At 59.8% G+C, this 23,082-nt stretch carries 21 protein-coding genes and 1 pseudogene; 15 read left to right on the forward strand and 7 right to left on the reverse strand.

The annotated features are described in order from the left end of the window. The first annotated feature begins 52 nt into the window (after window positions 1–52). The 4 genes from V5D86_RS01235 to V5D86_RS01250 are packed head-to-tail and all read left to right on the forward strand — an operon-like array spanning window position 53 to window position 3,372. The gene (locus tag V5D86_RS01235) at window positions 53–745 is read left to right on the forward strand and encodes a helix-turn-helix domain-containing protein (protein WP_414594879.1); all 693 of its coding nucleotides are present in this window, start codon (window positions 53–55) and stop codon (window positions 743–745) included. Then, the gene (locus V5D86_RS01240; protein WP_414594880.1) at window positions 745–1,797 is read left to right on the forward strand and encodes a hydroxymethylglutaryl-CoA synthase; all 1,053 of its coding nucleotides are present in this window, start codon (window positions 745–747) and stop codon (window positions 1,795–1,797) included. Before V5D86_RS01235 ends, V5D86_RS01240 begins: the two co-directional genes overlap by 1 nt. 4 nt (window positions 1,798–1,801) lie before the next feature. Beyond that, window positions 1,802–2,971, forward strand: coding sequence for a thiolase domain-containing protein (locus V5D86_RS01245; RefSeq protein WP_414594881.1), 1,170 nt, complete (start codon window positions 1,802–1,804; stop codon window positions 2,969–2,971). Next, on the forward strand, window positions 2,971–3,372 hold the full coding sequence (locus tag V5D86_RS01250) for a Zn-ribbon domain-containing OB-fold protein (RefSeq protein WP_414594882.1): 402 nt from the start codon (window positions 2,971–2,973) through the stop codon (window positions 3,370–3,372). The genes V5D86_RS01245 and V5D86_RS01250 overlap by 1 nt, the downstream gene beginning before the upstream one ends. 75 nt (window positions 3,373–3,447) lie before the next feature. Here V5D86_RS01250 and V5D86_RS01255 read toward each other — a convergent pair whose 3' ends face one another. Next, window positions 3,448–6,522 carry an AAA family ATPase gene (locus V5D86_RS01255; protein WP_414594883.1) on the reverse strand — a complete coding sequence of 1,025 codons (3,075 nt, stop codon included), beginning with the start codon at window positions 6,520–6,522 and terminating at the stop codon, window positions 3,448–3,450. Continuing rightward, window positions 6,519–7,661 (reverse strand): exonuclease SbcCD subunit D, encoded by a 1,143-nt coding sequence (locus tag V5D86_RS01260; RefSeq protein ID WP_414594884.1) that lies wholly within the window; start codon window positions 7,659–7,661, stop codon window positions 6,519–6,521. The genes V5D86_RS01255 and V5D86_RS01260 overlap by 4 nt, the downstream gene beginning before the upstream one ends. Before the next feature lie 122 nt (window positions 7,662–7,783). Here V5D86_RS01260 and V5D86_RS01265 point away from each other — a divergent pair, with 122 nt between their 5' ends. Further along, complete coding sequence (locus V5D86_RS01265; RefSeq protein ID WP_414594885.1) at window positions 7,784–8,308, forward strand: hypothetical protein; 525 nt, start codon at window positions 7,784–7,786, stop codon at window positions 8,306–8,308. 9 nt (window positions 8,309–8,317) lie between these two features. Here the strand turns inward: V5D86_RS01265 and V5D86_RS01270 are convergent, their stop codons facing one another. Both V5D86_RS01270 and cgi121 read right to left on the reverse strand, forming a co-directional pair. Further along, window positions 8,318–9,850: an ATP-binding protein gene (locus tag V5D86_RS01270; RefSeq protein WP_414594886.1), complete on the reverse strand. Its 1,533-nt coding sequence runs from the start codon at window positions 9,848–9,850 to the stop codon at window positions 8,318–8,320. Between the two features lie 140 nt (window positions 9,851–9,990). Continuing rightward, window positions 9,991–10,449, reverse strand: a complete 459-nt coding sequence (gene cgi121 / locus V5D86_RS01275) for a KEOPS complex subunit Cgi121 (RefSeq protein WP_414594887.1) — start codon at window positions 10,447–10,449, stop codon at window positions 9,991–9,993. 70 nt (window positions 10,450–10,519) lie between these two features. On the opposite strand from cgi121, the gene V5D86_RS01280 reads away from it, so the two are divergent. After that, entirely contained in the window at window positions 10,520–11,452 is a 933-nt protein-coding gene (locus V5D86_RS01280; RefSeq protein WP_414594888.1) for a homoserine kinase, read from the forward strand. Between the two features lie 2 nt (window positions 11,453–11,454). Then, window positions 11,455–12,672, forward strand: a complete 1,218-nt coding sequence (gene thrC, locus V5D86_RS01285; protein WP_414594889.1) for a threonine synthase — start codon at window positions 11,455–11,457, stop codon at window positions 12,670–12,672. Here thrC and V5D86_RS01290 read toward each other — a convergent pair whose 3' ends face one another. Further along, entirely contained in the window at window positions 12,673–14,940 is a 2,268-nt protein-coding gene (locus V5D86_RS01290) for a DEAD/DEAH box helicase (RefSeq protein ID WP_414594890.1), read from the reverse strand. Between the two features lie 85 nt (window positions 14,941–15,025). Between V5D86_RS01290 and V5D86_RS01295 the strand changes: the two genes are divergently transcribed. From V5D86_RS01295 to purC, 6 genes are all read left to right on the forward strand, one after another. Next, window positions 15,026–16,132, forward strand: coding sequence for a transglutaminase domain-containing protein (locus V5D86_RS01295; RefSeq protein WP_414594891.1), 1,107 nt, complete (start codon window positions 15,026–15,028; stop codon window positions 16,130–16,132). Between the two features lie 62 nt (window positions 16,133–16,194). After that, window positions 16,195–18,300 carry an ATP-dependent protease LonB gene (lonB, locus tag V5D86_RS01300; protein ID WP_414594892.1) on the forward strand — a complete coding sequence of 702 codons (2,106 nt, stop codon included), beginning with the start codon at window positions 16,195–16,197 and terminating at the stop codon, window positions 18,298–18,300. A gap of 72 nt (window positions 18,301–18,372) precedes the next feature. Continuing rightward, on the forward strand, window positions 18,373–18,909 hold the full coding sequence (locus tag V5D86_RS01305) for a nicotinamide-nucleotide adenylyltransferase (protein WP_414594893.1): 537 nt from the start codon (window positions 18,373–18,375) through the stop codon (window positions 18,907–18,909). Then, window positions 18,896–19,378, forward strand: coding sequence for a CinA family protein (locus tag V5D86_RS01310; protein WP_414594894.1), 483 nt, complete (start codon window positions 18,896–18,898; stop codon window positions 19,376–19,378). Before V5D86_RS01305 ends, V5D86_RS01310 begins: the two co-directional genes overlap by 14 nt. Continuing rightward, a complete protein-coding gene (locus V5D86_RS01315) occupies window positions 19,375–20,076 on the forward strand; it encodes a HesA/MoeB/ThiF family protein (protein WP_414594895.1) in 702 nt (233 codons plus the stop codon). Before V5D86_RS01310 ends, V5D86_RS01315 begins: the two co-directional genes overlap by 4 nt. A gap of 125 nt (window positions 20,077–20,201) precedes the next feature. Beyond that, window positions 20,202–21,104 (forward strand): phosphoribosylaminoimidazolesuccinocarboxamide synthase, encoded by a 903-nt coding sequence (gene purC, locus V5D86_RS01320; RefSeq protein ID WP_414594896.1) that lies wholly within the window; start codon window positions 20,202–20,204, stop codon window positions 21,102–21,104. 51 nt (window positions 21,105–21,155) lie between these two features. Here purC and V5D86_RS01325 read toward each other — a convergent pair whose 3' ends face one another. Further along, window positions 21,156–21,581, reverse strand: coding sequence for a UPF0179 family protein (locus tag V5D86_RS01325; protein ID WP_414594897.1), 426 nt, complete (start codon window positions 21,579–21,581; stop codon window positions 21,156–21,158). Further along, entirely contained in the window at window positions 21,581–22,636 is a 1,056-nt protein-coding gene (locus V5D86_RS01330; RefSeq protein ID WP_414594898.1) for an NAD(P)-dependent glycerol-1-phosphate dehydrogenase, read from the reverse strand. The genes V5D86_RS01325 and V5D86_RS01330 overlap by 1 nt, the downstream gene beginning before the upstream one ends. Window positions 22,637–22,693: 57 nt before the next feature. Between V5D86_RS01330 and V5D86_RS01335 the strand changes: the two genes are divergently transcribed. Next, complete coding sequence (locus V5D86_RS01335) at window positions 22,694–22,828, forward strand: hypothetical protein (protein WP_414594899.1); 135 nt, start codon at window positions 22,694–22,696, stop codon at window positions 22,826–22,828. 57 nt (window positions 22,829–22,885) lie between these two features. Beyond that, window positions 22,886–23,080 (forward strand): annotated as a pseudogene (locus V5D86_RS01340) (NAD(P)H-dependent oxidoreductase); the annotation flags it as partial. Window positions 23,081–23,082 lie beyond the last annotated feature (2 nt).

Genomic DNA, 23,082 nt, shown 5'->3' on the forward strand with positions numbered 1-23,082 from the left:
CGAGAACAGCCTTCGACACGGTTATATAGCAACTCGTGATGCTAGAGCCTGAATGGTGGACGAGTTCAAGCAGAAGATCGCCGGGGAGATCACGCTCTCTCCAGATCCCGGAAAGACCATCCGCAAATGGAGGGAGGAGTTCGGTCTCTCCCAGCATCAGCTGGCAGAGGCGATGGGCGTCTCCCACTCCGTTATCAGCGATTACGAGTCCGGCAGACGCAAGTCTCCCGGGGTCAACGTCATCCGGAAGATGATCGATGCGTTCATAGAACTCGACATCCAGAACGGATCTCCTGTTATCTCCAGATACAACCCGGAATACAAGCTGGACTGCATAATCTCCATGGAGGAGTTCGCAGGCGGGATCCCCGTCGACACCTTCATAGAGGCGGTCGACGGGAAGAACCTGAATCCCGACAGGGTCTTGGCGAAGTCCATATTCGGTTTCACCGTGGTGGACTCGATAAAGGCCATCCTCAGCCTCGGTTCCGACGACTATCTCAAGATATACGGGTCCAACACGGAGAGGGCGCTCGTCTTCACGAACGTCCATTTCGGGCGCTCGCCGATGATCGCGGTGCGCGCGCATCCGTTGACGCCTGCCATGATAATCTACATCCAGCCGGAGATGACCGATCCCCTGGCGATAAAGTTGGCAAGGCTGGAGGGCATACCTCTGGTGACGACGGACCTGTCGGTCGAGGAGTTCGTGAAAAGGATGGAAGCACTCAAAGAGGGGATATGATGGAAGTCGGTATCGTAAGTTACGGGGCGTATGTCCCGAGATACAGGATCAAGCCCGAGGAGATCGGGAAGATCTGGGGAGTTGACGGGAAATCGATGGGGAAGGGTCTGTTCATCAATCAGAAGTCCGTCCCGTCGCCCGATGAAGACGTCGTGACCATAGCCACCGAGGCGGCCAGGTTCATGATGGCCCGTGTGCCCGAGGTGGACCCGAAGGACATCGGGGCGATATACGTGGGGTCGGAATCGCACCCCTATGCGGTCAAGCCCACGTCGACCATAGTCGCGGAGGCCATCGAGGCCACGCCCGCCATGACTGCCGCGGACATGGAGTTCGCATGCAAGGCGGGGACCGCAGGGATACAGGCATGCATGGGTCTCGTGGGGTCCGGCATGGTGAAGTACGGCGTCGCGATCGGCGCGGACACGTCCCAGGGAGCTCCCGGGGACGCGCTCGAGTACTCCGCATCCGCAGGAGGGGCGGCGTATCTGATCGGGACCGAGAAGATAATCGCGAAGATCAACAAGACCCTGTCGTTCACGACGGACACTCCCGATTTCTGGAGGAGGGAGGGACAGCCCTACCCCCTGCACGGAGGGAGGTTCACCGGCGAGCCCGCCTACTTCAGGCACATAACGTCCGCCGCCAAGATGATGTTCGATGCGATGGGCACCAAGCCCGAGGACTACACCTATGCGGTGTTCCACCAGCCCAACGGAAAGTTCCCCACCAGGGTCGCCGCCCAGCTCGGCTTCGCCCCCGAGCAGATCGAGCTCGGACTGCTCACCCCGGAGATAGGGAACACGTACAGCGGCGCGGTCCCGCTCGGGCTCGCCAACGTCCTCGACCATGCCAAGCCCGGGGACAGGATCTTCGTGACCTCCTACGGGTCCGGAGCCGGAAGCGACTCGTTCGACATCACGGTCACCGATGCCATCGAGGATTACCAGAGGGACAACGCCCCCGTCCTGGAGAAGATCATGCAGGACCCCGTCTACCTGGATTACGCAACGTATGCGAAGTACAAGGGAAAGATCGTCATGTCGGAGTGATACCATGAGGGAAGTAGCTGTTATCGGAACGGGAGTCACCAAGTTCGGTGAGCTTTGGAACAAGTCCTTCAGGGCACTCGGGATCGAGGCCGGCATGAAGGCCATCGAGGATGCCAACCTCGGAGGGGACGAGATCGATGCGATGTACATCGGGAACATGTCCGCCGGTCGCTTCATCAACCAGCAGCATATCGACGCTCTTATCGCGGATTACACCGGGATGGCGTCCAGGAACGTCCCCGCCATCCGTGTCGAGGCCGGAGGGGCATCCGGAGGGGTCGCGTTCAGGCAGGCGTACATGGCCGTCGCATCCGGCATAAACGACTATGTCGTGGTCGGAGGCGCGGAGAAGATGACCGACCTCGATGACCCGTCCATCAACTCCGTCCTCGACGCAACCGCCGATGCGGAGTGGGAGGCCGAGATGGGGGTCACCTTCGCGGGACTCCATGCGATGATCGCACGCAGGATGATCCACGAGGGCATCGCCACTCGCGAGGAGATAGCATCCTTCGCGGTCAACAGTCACTATCACGGTGCGCTGAACCCCAACGCGCAGTTCAGGAAGGAGATCAAGCTCGACACCGTGCTCAGGTCCGGGGCCGTCGCGGAGCCTCTTGGCGTCTTCGACTGCGCACCCATATCCGACGGTGCGGCCGCGGTCGTGCTCTGTCCGCTGGAGAAGGCGAAGGAGCACACCGACTGCTATGCTAAGGTCTCCGCCGTCACACAGGCCAGCGATTCCCTCGCCCTGTTCAGTAGGGGAGAGAACATAACCTCGTACCAGGCCACGGTGGTGGCCGCCCAGCAGGCGTACCAGCAGGTCGGGATCACCGCGAAGGACATCCAGGTCGCGGAGGTCCACGACAACTACACCGTGTCCGGCATAATGGCGCTCCAGGACCTCGGGTTCTTCCCCAAGGGAGAGGCCGGCAAGGCCGTCCTCGACGGACAGTGCATGCTCGGCGGAAAGATCGCGATCAACACGTCCGGAGGACTCAAGGCGAGGGGACACCCCATCGGGGCGACAGGTGTCGCGCAGGTGGCGGAGATCGCCGACCAGATGAGGAACAGGGCGGACAAGCGCCAGGTCGTCAATGCGAAGTACGGTCTCGCCCAGAACACCGGAGGCATCGGTTCCGCTGCCACCGTCACCATCATGGAGGCGATCTGATGTCATCCGTCGCAAGGGAGTGGAGGGAGATCCCCGGAAGGTACAACCTGAAGGGTACGAAGTGCGAGTGCTGCGGGACGATCTACTTCCCCGCGAGGCCCTTCTGTCCGAAGTGCCGCAGGGCCAGCATAGGGAAGATCGTCGATTACGACATCTGCAGGACCGGTACCGTGTTCTCGTACTCCATCATCCACGAGGCCCCCGACTGCAACAACATGCTGAAGCCCTATGCCGTCGCCATGGTCAAGACCGACGACGGTGTCATGATCGAGGCCCAGCTCGTCGATGTAGACCTCGAGAAGATCGAGATCGGGATGCCCGTCAGGGCGGTCCTCCGCAAGCTGGACGCCGACGGCGCCGCCGGTGTCATCCACTACGGATACAAGTTCGTCCCCCTGTGAGGACGGAGGCCCGGGAGAGGTCCCGGGCCGGAACAATGGAAACGGTTTCCCCGGGGAGGTCCCCGGGTTCTCCCATCAATCGGTCGAGATCCTCACGGTGCTGCCGTGGTCCTTCTTGCGCTCGACTATGATCTTCCTCGGTATGCGCTCCCTCAGCAGGTCGACGTGGGAGATCACCCCGACCATGACGTTCCCGTCGGTCAGGTCCTCGAGCACCCTTATGGCCTGCTGTAGCGAGTCCGTGTCCAGCGATCCGAACCCCTCGTCGATGAACAGCGCCTCCACCCTGGACCCTCCGGAGCCCATCTGGACGGAGTCCGAGAGGCCCAGCGCGAGGGAAAGGGCGGCCTTGAAGGACTCCCCGCCCGACAGGGACTTCACCGTGCGGGACTTGCCGGTGAAGTTGTCGAAGACATCGATGTCGAGCGTCTTCTGAGACTTCTTGTTGTTCGTGTCCCTCAGTCTGCGGAGCTCGAACCTGTCGCCCGTCATCACGGACAATCTCCTGTTGGCGTATTCCAGGACGTTGTCGAAGTACGTCTTCTGGATGTACTGCTCGAACTGCACCTTCTCGGACGATACCAGCCTGCCGTTCGCGACGTCGCTCATCACCTTGGTGGCGGTACATTCCATCTCGTATATCCCGAGATTCTCCCAGAGGCCCTTGACATCGGCCATGGCAGCATTGTTCCTGTCAAGTCTGGTCCTGGACTCCGCGAGCCTGTTCTCGGCGGACAGCTTCCTCTCCCTTGCATGATCGACCTCGACGCTCAGGGCCTCCAGGTCGGGCCTCTCGGAGTCCCCTATCTCCTCCTTCAGTGCGGCGATCCTGTCGCTGCAGGACCTGACCAGACCGGCGTACTCCTCTATCGCGGCGTTCATCGCGGACAGGTCGAGCTTTGCGAGCTCATGGAGCCTCTCCACGGAGATCCCGTTCTTCTCGAGGAGCCTCTCCATCTCGGCCCTGTCCTGCTCGATGGCCGGCTCCATCTCCGAGATCCTCGAAAGGAGGCCGTTGCTCTTCTCCTCCAGACCTGCGAGCAGCTTCCCTTCGGAGGAGAGCCTCTCTGTGATCTCCTTCAGATCCTCTTCCGCCTTCCGGATGATGTCCCGCTTTTCGACCAGCATCCTGTTGGCGGTCTCTGCGTCGGGGTATTCCAGGGACTTCGATACGGTATCTCTTCTCGCACTCTCGGACGCGATGGACAGGTTCAGCTTCTCGCGCTCATTCTTGAGCGATTCGATCCTCCTCTGGGATTCGGTCCTGATCGAATCGAGTTCCTTCATACGTTCCTTGAGTTCGTTATTGGCCTTCGCCTCATTGACGAGACTATTGAGAGCGATCCTTCTCTCGGATGATGCATGTTCTGCGGCGGAATACATCCGGTCGATTGCGTCCGCATGTTCCTGAGGAGTTCCATCTATGTCGGTCATGGCACACATCTGATCGATCATCGCGTCGAAGCTTCCGTTCAGCTTCGACAGTTCGGTGGCGAGCTCGGACCTTTCTTTGTCCGCCTTCTCCTTCTTCCTCTTGAGATCCTTCACCGTCTTCTCGGTGGGAGCCTCATCAGGTATGCATGCCGGTTGAGGGTGGTGTATCGCTCCGCAGACCGGACAGGGGGACCCTTCGACCAGGGATGATGCCAATATCCCGGCCTGGGACCTCAGGAACTCGGATTCCTTGTCCTCCAGTTCGGTGGCTATGTGCATGGCGGAGGCATCGGCCTTGAGGAACTCCTCCCTCTTGGTCGAAATCGTCTTCTCGACCTCGATGCATCTGTTCGCCACATCACGCATCCCGGAGATGGATGACAGTGTGGCGTCATCTTTCTCGATGGCCTCGCGCATCATGCATATCTGGGATTCCAGGGATGATTCGTCACGGGCCTTTCCCTGGAATTCCTCGAGTCTTTCGGAGGCCTCCTTGAACGTGACCTCATGGGCTGTGACGTCCGAATCCATGGTCTTCAGGCATTCGACTTTCCCATCTATCCCGGCAGAGAGTTCCTGGACCTCTTCGTACAGAGGCATCGACCTCTCGATGCGGCCGCATTCCTCCAGCAGCGTCCTGGTCCCGTCGTACCTGTCCTCGGCCGCCTTCCTCTCGGCCGAAAGTCTCTCCAGGTCGACCCTCGAGGTTGTCAAGGCCTCGTCCGTCTCCGATAGCTGCTCCCTGACCCTTGCCAGGTCCGTGACCCTCTTGTTGAGGGAGTCCTCGACGGTCAGTATGGGGGCGATGTTGTTGGCGGCATCCCTGGTCTCGGCCAGTCTCGACATCTCCTCCTTACGGGATTCGAGCCTCCTGATCTCATCCGTCCTCATGGCGAGCTCGACGAACTTCCTGTCCAGGTCCTCTCCCTTCGCGTGGTTCTTCACGGCCTTGGTGTACATGTCCTCACAGAGGGCCCTCTCCTTCTCGAACGATGTCACGATCCCGGCATCCTCCTCGATGATCTCCTCCACGAGCTCGATGATCTCCGGTTTAGACAACCCCTCGATCGATATGTCCTCGGGGAGTTCGAACTCCTCGATCCTCCTGTCGATGTCCTCCTTCCTGCCCTCGTAGGCCCTGGACTTCTCCGACGCTATCTCGCCGAGCCTCTCCTGGATCGCCCTGAAGCGGTTCGTGTCGAACAGCTTCCTGAGTATCTCGGTGCGCTCCGCGCTGTCGGTGTCCAGGAGCTTCACGAACTCCCCTTGGGCGAGCATGGAGATCTGTCTCCATTGGTCCAGAGTCATCCCTATGATCTCGGATACCATCCTGGTGGCATCCTTCGGCTTGCTGCAGACAAGGTCGCTGTCCTCGTACAGCTCGACCGTGGGGCTCACAGAGGTCTCGCTTCCGGTCCTGGTGACCCTGCTGTATCTGGGGGTCCTCTTGATCCTGTACCTCCTTCCCTTGTGCTCGAACGTGAGGTCAACATAGGGCTTCTCATCGGTCAGGTCGCTCCTGAGGGAGTCGGAGTCCCTGCGGTCCCCGCTCGTATCTCCGTACAGCGCGAAGCTCATGGCATCGAATATCATCGTCTTCCCCGTCCCGGTGTCGCCGGTGATCAGGAAGAGGCCCTTCTCCAGGCCTCTGAAGTCCACGAAGGTGCGTTCCGCATACGGGCCGAATGCCACCATTTCGATGCTTATCGGCCTCATTCCCTCGCCTCCTGCTCCAGATCTATGCATCCCTGGAGAACATCCAGTTGATACGGGGACAGTTCCTCGCCCGTCATCTCCCTGTAGAAACGGGAGAACAGCTGGACGGGCGTCTCTGTCTCGAGGATCTGCTCGTTCACGTCGCCGGGAGACCCGGCTCCGTCTCTCCTCCTGACCTCTACGCTCATCAGGTTGGGGTACACGTCGTGCAGCTCGTCGATGCGTCCGCTGTGTTCCGGGATTTCGGCGAATATGTAGTCCTGTCTCTCGGAGACGTCCCCGGGCGCCGCATCCAGGATGTCGTCCACCTTCCCTCTGACGACCCTCATGTCCCTGAGGGGGACGAGGGGCACGGTGTCAATCACGACATCGCCCTTGCCTCTGACCTCCACCACGGTGACGCTCTTGCCCTCGTCGCATTCGCTCTTGGAGTACTTGAGGGGCGATCCGCAGTAGCGGACCGTCTCCCTGACCACCTTCTGAGGGATGTGGAGGTGTCCGAGTGCCACGTAGTCGAAGGCGTCGAGGCAGGACTCCGAGATGTCCTGTATCCCGCCGACCTCATGTCTCTGATCCTCGGATTCGGACAGGATCAGCTCCCCCGATGCACCCGTGAAGAACTGATGGGCCACGAGGACGTTCCTCTCCTTCGGATCGACTTCCGATTCCTTCAGGATCCAATTCATGGCCTCCGTGTATGATTCCAGGGTCTCTCCCGAGAGCGCACGGACCTCCGACACCCTGAAGTAGGGAAGGAGCCAGACGTTCAGTTCCCCGAACTCGTCCGATGTCTCGACTTTCTCCATCTTCCCATCGAATGCCCCGGCTATGTGGATGCCGTTCCTGCCGAGGATGGAGCAGCAGAAGTCCAGCCTGGCACCGGAGTCATGGTTTCCCGCGATGATGTAGATCTCGCACCCTCTGTTGTTGGCCTCGGTGAGGAAGTCCCCGAATGTCGTAACCGCGTCCTCGGACGGCACCGTCCTGTCGTAGACGTCCCCTGCGATGAGGAGCGCATCCGGCCGTTCTGTGTCGATCGTGTCCAGGATCTTCCCGAGGATGTGCCTCTGGTCCTCCAGCATGGAGTATCCATGGATCCTCTTTCCCAGATGAAGGTCTGACGTGTGGATGAATCTCATTTTCCCACCCTTTACAATCAAAGTATTGTAGACCTAGTAATTAAGACATTCTACGTTTCAAAATTTACAATTATTGTAAAAATTACCAAATAGTTTTTATATTATGAAGTAATGATATATTTATGGAAGAAAGCGAGAGGACGATCCAGAACGCGATAAAGGCCGCGTGCTCGATATCATATGTGTCCGAGAAGCTGGGGATCTCCCGCCCGACCTTCTACAAGTACATGGAACAGTACGATGCGGGCGACACCGAGAGGATCCCTCAACCCGTTCGGGATTTCTTCACCTTCGTCTCGGAGCGCGACAGGGCAGAGGAGGACGTGATCCTCTATTTCATAAGGGGGGAGGACGGAAGGGACGGCAACGTGGCGCCGTCCGACCTGGAGACGAAGGTGGTTTCCGAGCTCGGACGCGCCATGATCGTGTTCCCGAGGGCCGACCCGGAGAACACGGTGGTGGACCTGATGATGGACTTCAACGGCAGGAAGGTGCCCATCGCCACGTACAGGCCGTTGCCGAACGTCAGGTTCGTCACGATAGACGGTCTCGTCTCCGGACAGACGTTCTACTACGAGGTGAGATCGGGGAACCTCTCCTCGGGCATACGGGGCTTCGAGATCGTCCCGGACCGTCAATCGGGTTGAACGAAAGGGTCACAGGTCAAGCGGCAGATCCCTTTGGAACTCCGGTTCCCTGGGCGTGAACATGGAGTCCATGAATGCGGCCGCGAATAGCGGATAATGCTCCACCCCGTTCTCGTCCACATGGATGTTCGAGGGTTCGAGCTTTATGAATCTGGATATGTAATACACGGAGTATCTGGGATCCGTCCTCAGCTTGTTCAGGGAACTGGATCTGCGGCTGTTCCCCGACTTCACTTCGATCGCGGCCATGGCCCCATCGAAATCGGCGATGAAATCAACCTCTATCCGATCGGTGGTGTTGTTCTCGAGCACTTTGTTCCTTCCAAAATAGAAAAGGTTCAACCCGCACCTCTCGATCATGTTGGCCACCGCGTTCTCGGTGATGCCCCCGCGGTTGATGGAGTGGTCTCCGTTGGAGAATGCCATCCGCACGCCGTTGTCCATACAGGCAAGCAGCAGTCCCGTGTCGCCCATGTACAGTTTGAAGTCGCGGGAGGTGTGGCCGTCCAGCGGCATCGCGGGCTCGGACAGGTTGCAGCATGGGGACACGATGCCTGCGGAGTCTATCCAGGATATCGGGTCCATGTACTCCCTCCATCCGGTGTTCTCCCTGTTCTCTATGTCCTTGTAGACGAACTTCTTCTTCGTCTGTCCAAGTCTCCGAGGGATGGCCTCCATACACTTCAGGGTCCTGATGCGTATCCTTTCGGGCGCATACCTCAGAACATCCTCTCTGTATCCATTGACGATGTTCCTCTGTATGTCCATGTATGAGAGTCCGTCCGAACGGTTCTCGAAGGTGGTCCTCACAGCTTCCGGCATGCCGCCTATCATCACATACTGCCTGTAGTATGTGAACAGTGTATCCAGTGTGGATCCGTCGAATGGCATTCTCTCGGAGATGTGTCTGCGGATCTGTGTGGTCTGGTCCCTGGACAATCCGAGTGCCCACAGATACTCCTCAAAATCCATAGGATACATCCTGATGACATGTTCGGACCCTACAGGGGTTATGCGTCCCTTCCCTTCCGATAAGGTCTCCCTGATGAGGTCGTCCGGATCTTTCTCTCTGATGATGACGGTGTCTTGACCATCCTCCTGGATTGTTCCGATCTCGATGTTGTCCCATGTCTCCCTTTCCCAGAACAGCCCGTTCTCGTCAGTGCGTTTCAGACCCATTGTGCCGATGAGCGAACCCGAGGCTATGACGTCCACACGGCCATCGACAACCAGCGGTTTGATGCTGGATCTGGCGTCCGGGCACAGTTGGATCTCATCGAGAAACAGGAGGCTGTCTCCCCTTTCGATTCTGAAATCCGGGAAACGAAACATCAGTTTTCTGAATATGCTGTCAGCATCGATGTTGTCTTCGAATATCTTCTTCGCATCGGAGTTCGTGGAAAAATCCAGTTTCAGATAGTGTTTGCAATGGTTATTTCCCAGTTCATCGATGATGAACGTCTTGCCGACCTGTCTTGCTCCGCTTATCACAAGTTCTTTCTTCGAGGAAGCGGACCTCCATGCGAGCAAGGTGTCCATCATCTTGCGGTCTATGTCTGATGGTAGATTTATGGTTATTTAACAACTTGTATTTTGTAGGAATTTTACTAGAAATAACAAGTTAAAAGTAGGAATTTTACTAGAAATAACCAGTTAGATATAGTGAAATTGAATGTACCAGATTACATCTTCTGCAGTTCCAGCAGGGCCACTCTCTCGATCGCCTGGTCCTCGGGGGACAGGAAGCAGTCCTTCAAGTCTAGCTTCTCGCATTTCCACTCGGTGGCTTCCAAGAGGGTGTCGTCCCTTTCCACCCCTATGCTTCCGAACTCGGGGTCGTCCACATCGATGATCAGTGCGACATACTCGTCCCTGCCGTCCTTCGGTTTCATCTTGGCCAGGGCCTTTCCAATCTGTCTCTCCCATGCGGCGTAGAGGATGATCTCCGTCAGGAGCGAGTTAGACCTGTTGGTCCCTTCCCTGAACGCCCTCTCCCCGTGCATGGCCGCGGACAGGACGTGGTCCCTCCCGCACACCATGTCGGGGTCCATCAGGATGACGTCCCCTCCGAGCGATTGGAAGTGCTCCACCATGGTGTCGAAATCCGTACCCCCTCTGATGCCAGCTACCTGGAAGCGCATGCACTCTCCAACTCGTCTCACGAATAAAGCTTTAAGTGGTGCGCGGGGTACGGAGGGTTTGGAAGAAATCATGACCGACGAATGGATTCGCATAGCGGCGCCGGCGACCACCTCCAACATCGGAGCGGGTTTCGACGTCTTCGGACTCGCCTTGAAAGAACCCTACGACATAATCGAGGGAAGGAAGATCGACTCCGGGGTCGTCATATCCGAGGTCAGCGGACCCGGGTCGGAGAGCATTCCCACGGACCCGGAGAAGAACTCAGTCGGGATCGCGGCGGCAGAGGTGCTCCGCAGATGCGAGGCGGACTTCGGCATCGAGCTGAGGATCAAGAAGGGGATCAGGCCGTGCAGCGGTATCGGTTCTTCCGGTGCCTCCGCGGCCGGTGGGGCGTACGTGGCGCACATCCTGTGCGGCGAGAGACTCACGCCCACCGAGGTCGTCCTCTGTGCGGCGCATGCCGAGGACGTCACGTCCGGAGGCTTCCACGCCGACAATGTCGCACCCTGCGTCCTCGGAGGATTCACCATCATCCGTTCCTACGAGCCGTTCGAGGTCATCACCATCCAACCCCCCGAGAGCCTCGGCATCGTCATAGCGATGCCCGACGTCCTCGTCCCCACCAAGGAGGCCAGGTCCATCCTGCCTAAGGAGGTCAAGGTGAAGGACATGGTCTTCCACATCGGGAACGCATCCACCATGGTCTACGGTATGATGACCGGGGACCTCGGACTCATCGGCAGGTCCGTGAAGGACGCGTTCTCCGAGCCCGCGAGGTCCGTCCTCGTCCCCTACATCAAGGAGGCGGAGTCGATCGCGATGTCGAAGGGTGCCATCGCATCCTTCCTCGGAGGGTCCGGACCCTGTATAATCTCATTCTTCGACAAGAGCTCCCATGAGGGCGAGCACATTGCCGAGAGCATCGTCAAGATGTATGCCGAGCACGACATGAAGTGCGATACCTGGATCACGGAGCCCGGCTCCGGTTGCAGGAGGATCTGATCATGGCAGCACACAGAGTAATCTGCTGGGATTGCGGAGAGGAGGTCGACGACCCCTTCGTGAACACCTGCCCCAGGTGCGGCGGTCTACTGACCGTCAAGATGGACCTGGAGCCCGTCAAGGAGATGAAGCCCGAGGACCTGCGCTCGACACCCATAGGCGTCTGGAGATACGCTCCGTTCATGCCCGTGGACCCCGCGCACAAGGTCTCCATCCAGGAGGGCGGAACCCCCCTGTACACCACCGCGGCGCTCGGTGCCGAGGTGGGAGTGAAGAACACATTCGTCAAGTTCGAGGGATTGAACCCCACCGGGTCCTTCAAGGACCGCGGAATGACCATAGGTGTGTCCCGTGCCAACGAGCTCGGGGCCAAGGTAGTGGGATGCGCCTCCACCGGTAACACCTCCGCCGCCCTCGCCGCGTACGCGGCCAAGGCCGGGATGAAGTGTGCCGTGTTCCTCCCCTCCGGGAAGGTCGCGATGGGAAAGCTCGCCCAGGCACTGTTCTTCGGTGCCAAGGTGCTGTCCATCGACGGGAACTTCGACGATGCCCTCGCACTCGCGAGGAAGATGTCCGAGGAGAGGAAGCTGTACCTTTTGAACTCCATCAACCCCTACAGGCCCGAGGGACAGAAGTCCGTCCTGTTCGAGATCATGGACCAGCTCAGGTACAACGTCCCCGACAGGATCATCCTTCCTGTCGGAAACGCCGCCAACATATGGGCCGTCTACAAGGCCATCACCGAGCTCCAGGAGGTCGGATGGATAGACAAGGTTCCCATGCTCACGGGTATCCAGGCGGAGGGAGCGTCTCCCGTCGCCCAGGCGTTCGCCAAGAGCTCCGAGACGTTCGTTCCCGAGGAGAATCCCGAGACAGTCGCCACCGCGATAAGGATCGGTAACCCGATCAGCGGAAGGAAGGCGCTCAAGGCGATCTACTCAACCGGAGGATACGCCACCACGGTCACGGATGCGGAGATCATCAGCGCCCAGCAGCTTCTCGGAAGGAAGGAGGGCGTATGTGTCGAACCTGCGTCCGCAGCGTCCGTCGCGGGACTCAGGAAGCTCCGCGCGGAGGGCATCATCGACAGGGATGAGCGTGTGGTCTGCATCTGTACCGGGAACGGTCTGAAGGACCCGGACACCATAATCAACAACTGCGCCCCGCCCATAAAGTGCGGGAACTCGGTGGCAGACGTCGAGAGGGCGCTCTCCGAGTGATCAGAAATCGAAGAGACTGGCCTGTTTGGGGCCGGTCTCTTCAACCTTCCCTTTGTCTGCATTCAGAGTCTGGACCGATTCCTCGCCGTACGCGGCGGCCATCTCGTCCAGGAACCGGTCGTCGTCCGAAGGTTCGGCACGGGCCTCCGTGCGATGCGAGCCGCCCGCCTGTCTCACGATCTTCTCGGCGAGGGCCTTTCCGATCTTCGGAAGCTTGGACATCGCATCGATGTCCGCACAGGATATGTCCGCCTTGGTCGCATAGCCTGCGTCGAACAGTGTGCGGGCCCTGCTCCTCCCGATCCCGCGGAGGGACACGAGGTCTATGAGCTCCTCCTTCACGCCGTACCTCACTCTGGTGGTGAGGGGCCTGATCCTGCGAATCGCGTCCGGATTGAAGATGTACGCGATCTCGCCCATCGCGTACACGATCCAGTCCATCATGTCGACCTTGCTGCGGATGTCCCCCGGGCCTATGCCCATACTGGCGGTCATCGTCTCCTCGGGGACCTCGTCGATCCAATCCTTCACAAGGAGTGCGACCTTCAGGTCGCTCCTGAAGAAGTCGTACGCATAGTCCTCCAGCTCCCCGGGATCGACAAGCAGGTCGTCCTCGTACTCGCTCTCAACGTCCTTCAGCCTGTCCGCATCGCATTTCTTGGGATACATGCCCATGACGTCCGGGGTCATCGAGGCTGCGATGAGTGTCTGGAGGTCGTCGGTGTCGTCCCTCATGTTGAGGACGGCGGTCTTGAGGATGGATGCGGAGACCGGGTCGATGTAGAGGTCGGACACCCTCTTCCCGAAGGGGAGGACCTCTATCAGGTCCCCGTTCCTCCTGACCATCTCCTCCTTCTCCAGGAAGTCCACGTTCCTCTCCACGACCTCCTCTATGCCGAACATCTGCGAAGTGGCCCCGAAGAACGTTCCGCGCATGAACTCGATCAGCGTGTCCTCGGAATCCGCGTCACCGGTCGCAAGGATGCCCAGGATGTGGGTCCTCACGACGTTCCCGGAGAACAGCTTGGACGTGACCCTCTCGGTCTCATGCTCGACGTAGTCTGTCTTCAGGTGGTCCGCGTCCATGGCGTTCCTCGCAACCAGCACGGCCTCGCCGTACGGGTCGTATCCCGGCCTTCCGGCGCGACCGCACATCTGCTTGACCTCCATCACGGAGATGGGGACGTTACCGCCCATCTCGAACCGTGTGGTGTCACGGACGATGACCCTCCTGGCAGGCAGGTTGATCCCTGCGGCCAGCGTCGGTGTGGCGACTATGCATTTGATCTTCCCGGATTTGAACCCGTCCTCCACGACCCTGCGCTGTCTGTACGTGAGGCCGGCGTTGTGGAACGCCGCGCCTTTGAGGGAGCATTCCGCAAGCCTCTTCCCCATCTCGGTCGTCTCCGACTCCCCTTCGAGGATCACCCTCTCCGCAGGGGTCAGCTCGGACTCCCCTTTCGGCATTATCTCCGCTATGCGGGAGGCCACGGCCTCGGTGGACCTTCTGGAATTGACGAAGACGAGGGCCTGGCCCCCAGCTTTCACGGTCTGGAGCACGAGTGCGTCGATCGCATCCTTGCGTTCCGGGACGTCTATGACGGAGCCGTCGTCGAAGCCTATCTCCCAGTCGAAGAACACCCCTTCCCTTAGGGGTACCGGGCGCCATGTGTCCTTGATGAGCTCGGCATTGAGCCAGTTGGCCAGGTCCATGGCGTTGGATATGGTCGCGGAAAGCGCTATGACCTGCATGTCCGGGATCTTACGGACGAGCTTCGTCAGGGCGACCTCCAGGGTGGGCCCTCTCCCAGGATCGTGGATCATGTGGATCTCGTCGGCTATGACCAGGCGGACATCGTCGATCCAGCTGCTGCCGTGTCTGATCAGGGAGTCCGTCTTCTCGGACGTGGCCACCACGACGTCCGCATCGCCCATCCCGCGGTCGTCGCTGTCAAGATCGCCGGTGCTCATATGGACCTTGAACCCGAGCTCGTCGGCGAAGCGTTCGAAGTCGTCCCTCTTCTCCGAGGCCAGTGCCTTCAGGGGGACTATGTAGAGGACCTTCCCCGCCTTCTCCGAGAGCATCTTCAGGGCAGGGACTATCCCGATCAGGGACTTCCCGCTGGCAGTGGGTATGGCGGCGACGAGGTTCCTCCCTTCCAGGGCCACCGGGATGGCCCTCGCCTGAGGAGGATGGAGTTCCCTGAACCCCGCGGACATAAGGAGGTCCGCAAGCCTGTCGGGAATGTCCAACTCGTCGACCCTCATGCGTTCTGGAACCATGGTCACGGTTATCTATCTACCGAACCATCCCACGCGCATCTTTAAAAGAACCTCCCACATGGGGGACAGGATGAGTACGAAACTTCTGTCGCTTCTGGCAATTGTCACGGTCGCGATGATCATGGTCCCCGTCATCGATGTTGATGCGGGGTCGGCCGTGGCCGGGGACTACGAGTCGCAGCTGGACTCCAACGGAAAGGGCCTGTACGACACCATAGTCACCGAACTTTCCAAGGCGGAGGGGAGCCCCACGGACACGGTGACCGTTTCGTACGATGTGAGGACGCCGGTCCTGTTCGAGAGCACCGAGGCCGGGAAGGCCGAGGCGGGAGAATACGCGATCGGTATGGTGAACGACGCTCTCGCGGCGCTGTACTACACGGACCCTTCCTACATCTGGTTGTGGGATTATCCTGTCACGGGAGCTGTCGTGGACAAGGTCGTCGAACAGGTCGCACTGACCTCCGAGGGGACGTCCGTCACCTACTACACGGTCTCGGCGGTGAGCTTCCAGCTCAATGTGCCCGAGGCCTTCAAGGACGATCCCTCCACCGAGAAGAACGAGACCCTCGATGCGATAACCTCGGTCAGGGATAAGATGAGGTCATTCGAAGGCTCGGTCATGGACAAGGTCTCCGCGATCAACGATGTCCTCAGGGGCGTGTCGAAGGTCGATGAGGAGGAAGGCAAGGTCGGCAACATCTACGATGCGCTCGTGACCGGGAAGTCGACGTCGGCAGGCATCGCCGCGGCATTCACGTGCATGTGTGCGGCGAACGGTGTGGACGCCCAGACCGTGAGGGGTTCCGTCCTAAAGGACATGGACGCCAACACCGCCGTCGGGTACTGGAACATGGTGTTCGACGAGGACAAGTGGTACGCTGTGGACTGCTCGTGGAACTCCAGTGAGGCGAGGAACTGCCTCATGGTGGGTTTCACTTCGAAGGTCGTCGTCCCGGGTCAGGACAGCTTCACCCGTTTCGGGGCATCGCACAACGCCGATCTCGACATGTCCGCGGCGAACTCCCTCAGCACCCCCGTGCTGGAATCGGAGGGGGTGTCATGGCCGGATGATTCCACGATACTGGAGAAGTACGGCTCCCAGATCTTCATGGTCATAATCGGGGTCGTCCTGGCAGGCGCATTCATCTACGCGATCCGCACAGGGAACGTGTGAATCGCAGGATTCATAGATGACTATAAATACAAGTTCAAACAGAGGTATGATGGAGGTAATGCATGACTGATACAGAGGCCAAAGACGGCAAGGTATCAACTAAGTCCGTCGAGGAATGGGCCGAGGAGCAGACGTTCGCCACCACCGAGGAGATAGAGATCCCCGCACTGATGGCCGACCGTGTCATCGGTCAGGAAGAGGCGGTAGAGGTGATGAGGAAGGCCGCCTATCAGAAGAGGCATGTCATGCTCATCGGGGAGCCTGGAACAGGGAAGTCGATGCTGGCGAACTCCATGGTCGAGTACCTTCCCAAGGAGGATCTCCAGGATATCGTCGCATATCACAATCCGGAGGATTTCAACGAGCCCAGGATCAGGGTCTTCCCCGCAGGCAAGGGAAAGGCGGTCGTGGCGGAGCAGAAGGCGGCCGCCGCGGCGCAGAAGAACCAGCGCAATTCGATGTACATCTACGTCTGTCTCGGATTGGTCATGATCGGTATATTCGCTGCCATCCTGATGAACAACTTCACCATCGCGCTCATAGCGGTGATGGGGGCGTTCCTGGTCCTCATGCTGTTCCGTACGCCGAACCAGCCGAGGAACGAGACCGCCATCGTCCCCAAGTTGCTTGTTGGACACGATCCGGGGGACCTGCCTCCGTTCGTGGACGCCACGGGTACGCATGCCGGGGCCCTCCTGGGCGATGTCAGGCACGACCCGTTCCAGTCCGGGGGTCTCGAGACCCCGTCCCATGACAGGATCGAGCCCGGGGCCATACACAAGGCCAACAAGGGCGTCCTGTACATCGATGAGATCAACATGCTGAGGATGGAGTCCCAGCAGGCGCTCCTGACGGCGATGCAGGAGAAGAAGATGGCGATCACCGGACAGTCGGAGCGCTCTTCCGGAGCGCTCGTCAAGTCCGAGGCGGTCCCCTGCGACTTCGTCATGGTCTGCGCCGGGAACCTCGATGCGCTCCAGGGGATGCACCCTGCGCTGAGGTCCAGGATACGCGGGTACGGGTACGAGGTGTTCATGAAGAGCACCATGCCCGACAACGACGAGAACCGTGAGAACATCACCCGTTTCGTCGCCCAGGAGGTCAGGAAGGACGGGAAGATCCCCCACTTCGACAAGTATGCCGTCGCAGAGATCCTCAGGGAGGCCCAGCGCCGTTCCGGCAGGAAGGGCGAGCTCACGCTCAGGATGAGGGAGCTCGGAGGTCTGGTCCGTATCTCTGGGGACATAGCGACCAGGAGGAACTCCAAGGTCACCACCGCCCAGGACGTCATGGACGCCAGGCGCATCTCGCGCAGCCTCGAGCAGCAGATCGCGGACGAGAACATCGCCGGGATGAAGAGGTACGAGCAGTTCAGGAACACTGGGGAGGCCGTAGGTCTGATCAACGGTCTCGCCGTCCTCTCGAACAGCAACAACACCTCCGAGATGTCCGGCATGGTCATGCCCCTGGCCGCGGAGGTGGCGCCTGCCCAGACGAGGAGGGCCGGACGCATCGTGGCCACAGGCCAGCTCGGGAACATAGCGAAGGAGGCCGTGGACAACATTTCCGCGGTCATCAAGAAGTACACGCTGACCAACCTGAACGACTCGGACATCCACCTGCAGTATGTAGGGGCATACAACGGGGTCGACGGGGACAGTGCGTCCATAACCATGGCGACCGTCATAATCTCGGCCCTCGAGAACATCCCGATCCGTCAGGACCTGGCGATGACCGGTTCCCTGAACGTCAGGGGAAAGGTGCTGCCCATCGGCGGGGTAACCGCGAAGCTCGAGGCGGCCGCAGAGGCGGGGATAAAGATCGCCCTCATACCCAAGGACAATGCGAAGGACGTCATGATCGACAGGAAGTACTACGATATGATGGACATCTACACGGTGGAGAACCTCCGTGACGTCTTCGAGTACGCCTTCGTCGACTGTCCGATGAAGGAGCAGTACCTGGAGAAGCTCCTGCCGTTGACGGCTGACGGGAAGTCTTCGGCACACAAGATCGAGCCTCCCCCTCAGTACCACGTCTATCGCACCGAGCCTCCTGCGGAGGCTCCGAAGGAGCCCGTGGAGGTGGAGATCGTCCCCGAGCCTGCCGTGCAGGCCGAGAACGATCCGGTCGAGACCCCCGTTGCCGGCTCACCGTCACCCCAGTGACGGCAAACGGGGCCCAGTGCCCCTTTTCCCTTTCTCAATAATTAAATAAGGTCCTGATTGTTGGGACACCCGATGAAGGACGAGTATGCGGGATATTCCCTTGTCATCGGACGTTTCCAGCCGCTTCACCTCGGTCACATGGAGGTGTTGTCCAAATGCGCATCCGAGTCCGACCACCTCATCGTGGGGATCGGGAGCGCGCAGTACTCCCATCATCAGTCCAATCCGTTCACGGCCGGCGAGCGCTACCTGATGATCGACCGCGCCCTCGTCGAGGCCGGGATAACCAACTACTCGATCGTTCCCGTGGAGGACCTGAACCGCTACTCGGTGTGGGTCGCTCACGTTGAGTCGATGTGCCCGCCGTTCAGATGCGTGTACACCAACAACCCCATGACCCGCAGACTGTTCGAGGAGTCCGGTTACGAGGTAAGGGACTCCCCCCTCTACAACCGCGAGTACTACTCCGGGACCGAGATCCGCAGGAGGATGATCAGCGGGGAGGATTGGAGGTCGCTCGTGCCGGATGCGGCCGCCCGTGTGATAGATGCGATCGACGGCGTCGGTAGGATGAGGGCCGCGGACGGGGGGAACAATGCCCCCATCTGAGGCGGAGAGACTCGCCGGATCCCTGATGTCCCGCGGAACGACCCTAGCCTGTGCCGAATCCTGCACAGGGGGGCTCATCGGCGCTGCCCTGACCGATGTTCCCGGAGCGTCCGAGTTCTTTCTCGGAAGTGCCGTGACATACAGCAACGATGCCAAGGAGAAGGTCCTGGGAGTGTCCCACGACACCCTGATGTCCCATGGGGCCGTGAGCGAGGAGACGGTCCGCGAGATGGCGCGTGGCGCGACGGAGCTGTACGGGGCCGATCACGCGATCGCCGTCACGGGCATCGCAGGGCCCGGCGGGGCCACACCGGGGAAGCCCGTGGGGCTTGTATACGTCGCAGTGACGGACGGCCCACGCATCGTGGTGTCCAGAAACCTGTTCGAGGGGGACCGTGCCTCAGTCAGGAGACAGACGGTCTCGACCGCGCTGACAATGATGTTAGAGATGTCCGAGGGTAGACTATGAACGGCAGATATGAGAGGCAGATGCCCATCGTGGGCGAGGAGGGACAGGCTAGGCTTATGGGTGCCAGGGTCGGCATCGCAGGATGCGGCGGACTCGGCGTGAACGCTCTGACATGTCTGGTCGAGGCCGGGGTCATGGATTTCGTCCTCTGCGACCCGGACGTTCCCGATATCAGCAATCTCAACCGTCAGTTCATCTACTCCGCCGGGGACCTTCGTCCCAAGTGCGCCATATCCGCTGAATGGGCACTCGCTCTGAACTATTCGTCCATGGCGGATGCCCATGCCGAACCCGTCACATACGAGTCCGCCGCGATGTTCTCCGGCTGCACGGTCGTTCTGGACTGTCTCGACAACATAGAGTCGAGGCTGGCTCTGGGCGACTGGTGTGCGGAGAACGGCGTTCCGCTCGTCCATGCGGGCGTCACAGGCAACCATGGGCAGGTCACGGTGTGCGTACCCGGGGAGACCCCATGCCTCAGATGCATGATCGGCACACTGAAGGATGCGGAGAACCCTCCGAACATGGGATCGACCGTGTCCGTGATCGCCGGGATCCAGGCGACGGAGGCCATCCGTCTCATCGCGGGTCTCCCGTCCAAGGCCAGGGGCAGACTCATCACGGTCGACATGCAGGATTGGAGCATCGGATCCACGGAGATCTCTTCGAATTCCTCGTGCGAGAGGTGCGGGAGCTGACCTGTCCCGACCTATGCGTTTTTCGACACATGTCTGACGGGATGCTGCCGTGACGGTCATCCCTGTAGCATCGCTCCATCGTCGGAGAGAATGTGTATAAATCCGACCGAGATATCGCACGTCTCATGAAGCACATCATGACCGGGAAGGTCAAGGAGGTCTACGAGGTCGACGCCGACACTCTGGAGTTCGCGTACACCGACAACATCTCCGTCTTCGACAAGATCATCCCCTCGAAGGTCCCCCATAAGGGGGAGACCCTCTGCAGGACCGCGAAGTACTGGTTCAACCTCCTCTCCGAGGAGGGCATCCGCAACCACTACATCAGCGAGCCCTCCAAGGACAGGATGAGGGTCGAGAGGGTGGACATAATCCGCGACTACAGCAAGATCGACGGGAAGACCACCAACTATCTGATCCCCCTCGAGGTCATCTGCAGGTACTATGCCGCAGGATCCATGCTGGACAGGCTCAAGTCCGGCAAGGTCAAGCCCGAGGACCTCGGTTTCCCTGCCGGACATGAGGTCAAGCGCGGGGAGAAGCTCCCCAAGCCGTTCATCGAGTGCACCACCAAGCTGGAGGAGCACGATGAGAACCTCACCGACGAGGAGGCCAAGGAGATGGCCGGACTCTCCGACGCCGAGTTCCAGGAGATCAAGGACACCGTGCTGAGGATCGATGCGATCATCGCACGCGAGGCCGGGAAGCGCGGACTCATCCACTGCGACGGGAAGAAGGAGTTCGCCTACGACAAGGAGAGGAAGCTCATGGTCGTCGACACCTTCGGGACCCTGGACGAGGACCGCTGGTGGGACGCCGAGGAATATGCCAAGGGGAACATCGTCGAATTGTCCAAGGAGTTCGTCCGCCAGTACTACCGTGACACCGGATATCATGCGGAGCTCTATGCCGCAAGGGACAGCGGACAGCCGGAACCCGACATACCCGCCCTTCCCCAGGACATAATCGACCGTGTGAGCAAGCTCTACGTGGACATGTACGAGCGCATCACCGGCGAGAAGTTCTGAGATGGATCCCGGTCGGACCAGCTGCTGGGCCGACCGGGTGGAAACCATTGGTCAGAGGAGGTCCACGAAGGACAGCCTCTCGTCCCTCGGACAGGGGACGTCCTCGCCCATGCGGACGACGGAGTATTTCTTGCCCTCCAGCTTTCCGACCGGATGGCACAGGTGCCAGTACTTGCAGCCCACGTTGTCGCATTTCGATTCCGCGTACGTCACCGTGATGCCTTCCAGCAGTCCCTTCTTGGGCAGGATCGCGGGCGACGGGACCTTCTCCACCTCCACGGCTACGATCCTCTCGTCGTCCAGTTCGGGACAGTCATGCTCCTGGCCCCTGACGTTCGTCACCCTGTACCTCGTGCCCTCTTCGAGATTGAAGCAGACGCTCTTCAACCTGCATCCTTCACAGGATTCCAGCGCTCCGAGGTAGTAGAACTCGTTGCCCACAACGGCGACATCCTTCCCTATGAGAGTGATCCCCATCAGATCACCCCCGTGGCGACGGCTATCCTCTCCGCGACATCCTCGGATATCCCGTTGTCGCCCAATATCGTGAAGCGGTCGGACCTTATCTCGGTCGCATGGGACAGCGAGTAGACGATCTCCTCCCTGGGTATCCCGAGCTGTCTGGCGGTCGTGGGGGCGCCTATCTGCTCGAGCGCGTCGCGTATCCTCTCCCAGTCACCTCCGTGAAGGTACATGGTCATTATCGACCCGACCCCGCACTGCTCCCCGTGGAGCGCCTTGCCGGGACACCTCATGTCTAGTGTGTGGGAGAACATGTGCTCCGCGCCGCTCGTGGGTCTGGAGCTTCCCGCGATGCACATGGAGATCCCAGACATCAGGATGGGCTTTATCGCCACCCATACGCTCTCCTCGAGGTTGGGCTTGATGAGGTTGGAACCGTCTATTATCTCGTCCGCCGAATGCTTGGAGAGCGAGAACGCCGACCTGCTGAACGATTCGCCCTTGAGCCTGCGGGCGAAGTCCCAGTCCATGAGGGCAGTGAGATTGGAGATGACATCGGCACATCCGGACGCCAGCAGCCTGTAGGGCGCCTTGGCGATGATCTCCGTGTCGGCGATGACCGCGAGAGGGGATGCCGACGAGACGGACCTGGACCCCTCCTTCGATTTGAGGGACGCTCTGTTGGATGCGATCCCGTCATGGGCCGCCGAGGTCGGTATGGAGATGAACGGGATGTGCAAATCGTTCGACACGACCTTCGCCAGGTCGATCTTGCTCCCGCCACCGACGGCGAGTATGAACGAGGACCCCCTTTCCTCGGCGCACTCCTCCACCGCCCTAGCATTCTCGAGTGTCGCCTCACCGACATTGCACATGTCCATCTCGTATCCGGTCATCAGGTCCCTGACGTACTTTCCGGCGACCTCCGCGGTCTTTCCGCCGGTAATTATCGTCCCGGATCCCGAGAGGTGCAGATTCTGGCAGATGTCCCGCACCCGTTCTATCACGCCGTGCCCGGCAACCACATCCCTGGGCATCTCGACGGATTTGACCTTGCTGAAATCACTCATTGCTCTCGCTCACCCATATGGACACGCGTTATTAAGCTGATTACCAATATCTGGGTCATGCAGAGGGCACTCATCATCTGCGGAAGCGCCCACGAGGGCGGGGTGACGGATACCATGTGCAGGTCCGCCGCAGCGTTCCTGGAGGAGAACGGGTGTACCGTCACGAGGCTCGATCCAGTGGACGGGATATAGCACTGCCGTGATTGCGGAGGGTGCCGTCACGATGGGCGGTGCGTCCTCGATGACGGGATGTCCAGGATATACGATGAGTTCTCGAGGGCGGACATCCTTGTCCTCGCTACCCCTATCCATTTCAGCGGTCCATCGTCCATGACCAAGACCGTCATGGACCGTTTCCAGCCCTATTGGTTCGTCAGGGACATGCCCCATCCCTCCAAGATGGTCGGGTTGATGTGCGGAGGGAGCGACAGGCCGGAGTTCCGTCA

Origin of the sequence: Candidatus Methanoprimaticola sp. MG2 (assembly GCF_047501175.1) — an archaeon.
Classification (GTDB): domain Archaea; phylum Thermoplasmatota; class Thermoplasmata; order Methanomassiliicoccales; family Methanomethylophilaceae; genus Methanoprimaticola.

Bases quoted from the DNA above. Each gene is read 5' to 3' on its own strand.
- V5D86_RS01235 (WP_414594879.1), top strand. From the start codon at position 53: ATGGTGGACGAGTTCAAGCAGAAGATCGCCGGGGAGATCACGCTCTCT.
- V5D86_RS01240 (WP_414594880.1), top strand. From the start codon at position 745: ATGGAAGTCGGTATCGTAAGTTACGGGGCGTATGTCCCGAGATACAGG.
- V5D86_RS01245 (WP_414594881.1), top strand. From the start codon at position 1,802: ATGAGGGAAGTAGCTGTTATCGGAACGGGAGTCACCAAGTTCGGTGAG.
- V5D86_RS01250 (WP_414594882.1), top strand. From the start codon at position 2,971: ATGTCATCCGTCGCAAGGGAGTGGAGGGAGATCCCCGGAAGGTACAAC.
- V5D86_RS01255 (WP_414594883.1), bottom strand. From the start codon at position 6,522: ATGAGGCCGATAAGCATCGAAATGGTGGCATTCGGCCCGTATGCGGAA.
- V5D86_RS01260 (WP_414594884.1), bottom strand. From the start codon at position 7,661: ATGAGATTCATCCACACGTCAGACCTTCATCTGGGAAAGAGGATCCAT.
- V5D86_RS01265 (WP_414594885.1), top strand. From the start codon at position 7,784: ATGGAAGAAAGCGAGAGGACGATCCAGAACGCGATAAAGGCCGCGTGC.
- V5D86_RS01270 (WP_414594886.1), bottom strand. From the start codon at position 9,850: ATGATGGACACCTTGCTCGCATGGAGGTCCGCTTCCTCGAAGAAAGAA.
- cgi121 (WP_414594887.1), bottom strand. From the start codon at position 10,449: ATGCGCTTCCAGGTAGCTGGCATCAGAGGGGGTACGGATTTCGACACC.
- V5D86_RS01280 (WP_414594888.1), top strand. From the start codon at position 10,520: ATGACCGACGAATGGATTCGCATAGCGGCGCCGGCGACCACCTCCAAC.
- thrC (WP_414594889.1), top strand. From the start codon at position 11,455: ATGGCAGCACACAGAGTAATCTGCTGGGATTGCGGAGAGGAGGTCGAC.
- V5D86_RS01290 (WP_414594890.1), bottom strand. From the start codon at position 14,940: ATGAGGGTCGACGAGTTGGACATTCCCGACAGGCTTGCGGACCTCCTT.
- V5D86_RS01295 (WP_414594891.1), top strand. From the start codon at position 15,026: ATGAGTACGAAACTTCTGTCGCTTCTGGCAATTGTCACGGTCGCGATG.
- lonB (WP_414594892.1), top strand. From the start codon at position 16,195: ATGACTGATACAGAGGCCAAAGACGGCAAGGTATCAACTAAGTCCGTC.
- V5D86_RS01305 (WP_414594893.1), top strand. From the start codon at position 18,373: ATGAAGGACGAGTATGCGGGATATTCCCTTGTCATCGGACGTTTCCAG.
- V5D86_RS01310 (WP_414594894.1), top strand. From the start codon at position 18,896: ATGCCCCCATCTGAGGCGGAGAGACTCGCCGGATCCCTGATGTCCCGC.
- V5D86_RS01315 (WP_414594895.1), top strand. From the start codon at position 19,375: ATGAACGGCAGATATGAGAGGCAGATGCCCATCGTGGGCGAGGAGGGA.
- purC (WP_414594896.1), top strand. From the start codon at position 20,202: ATGAAGCACATCATGACCGGGAAGGTCAAGGAGGTCTACGAGGTCGAC.
- V5D86_RS01325 (WP_414594897.1), bottom strand. From the start codon at position 21,581: ATGGGGATCACTCTCATAGGGAAGGATGTCGCCGTTGTGGGCAACGAG.
- V5D86_RS01330 (WP_414594898.1), bottom strand. From the start codon at position 22,636: ATGAGTGATTTCAGCAAGGTCAAATCCGTCGAGATGCCCAGGGATGTG.
- V5D86_RS01335 (WP_414594899.1), top strand. From the start codon at position 22,694: ATGCAGAGGGCACTCATCATCTGCGGAAGCGCCCACGAGGGCGGGGTG.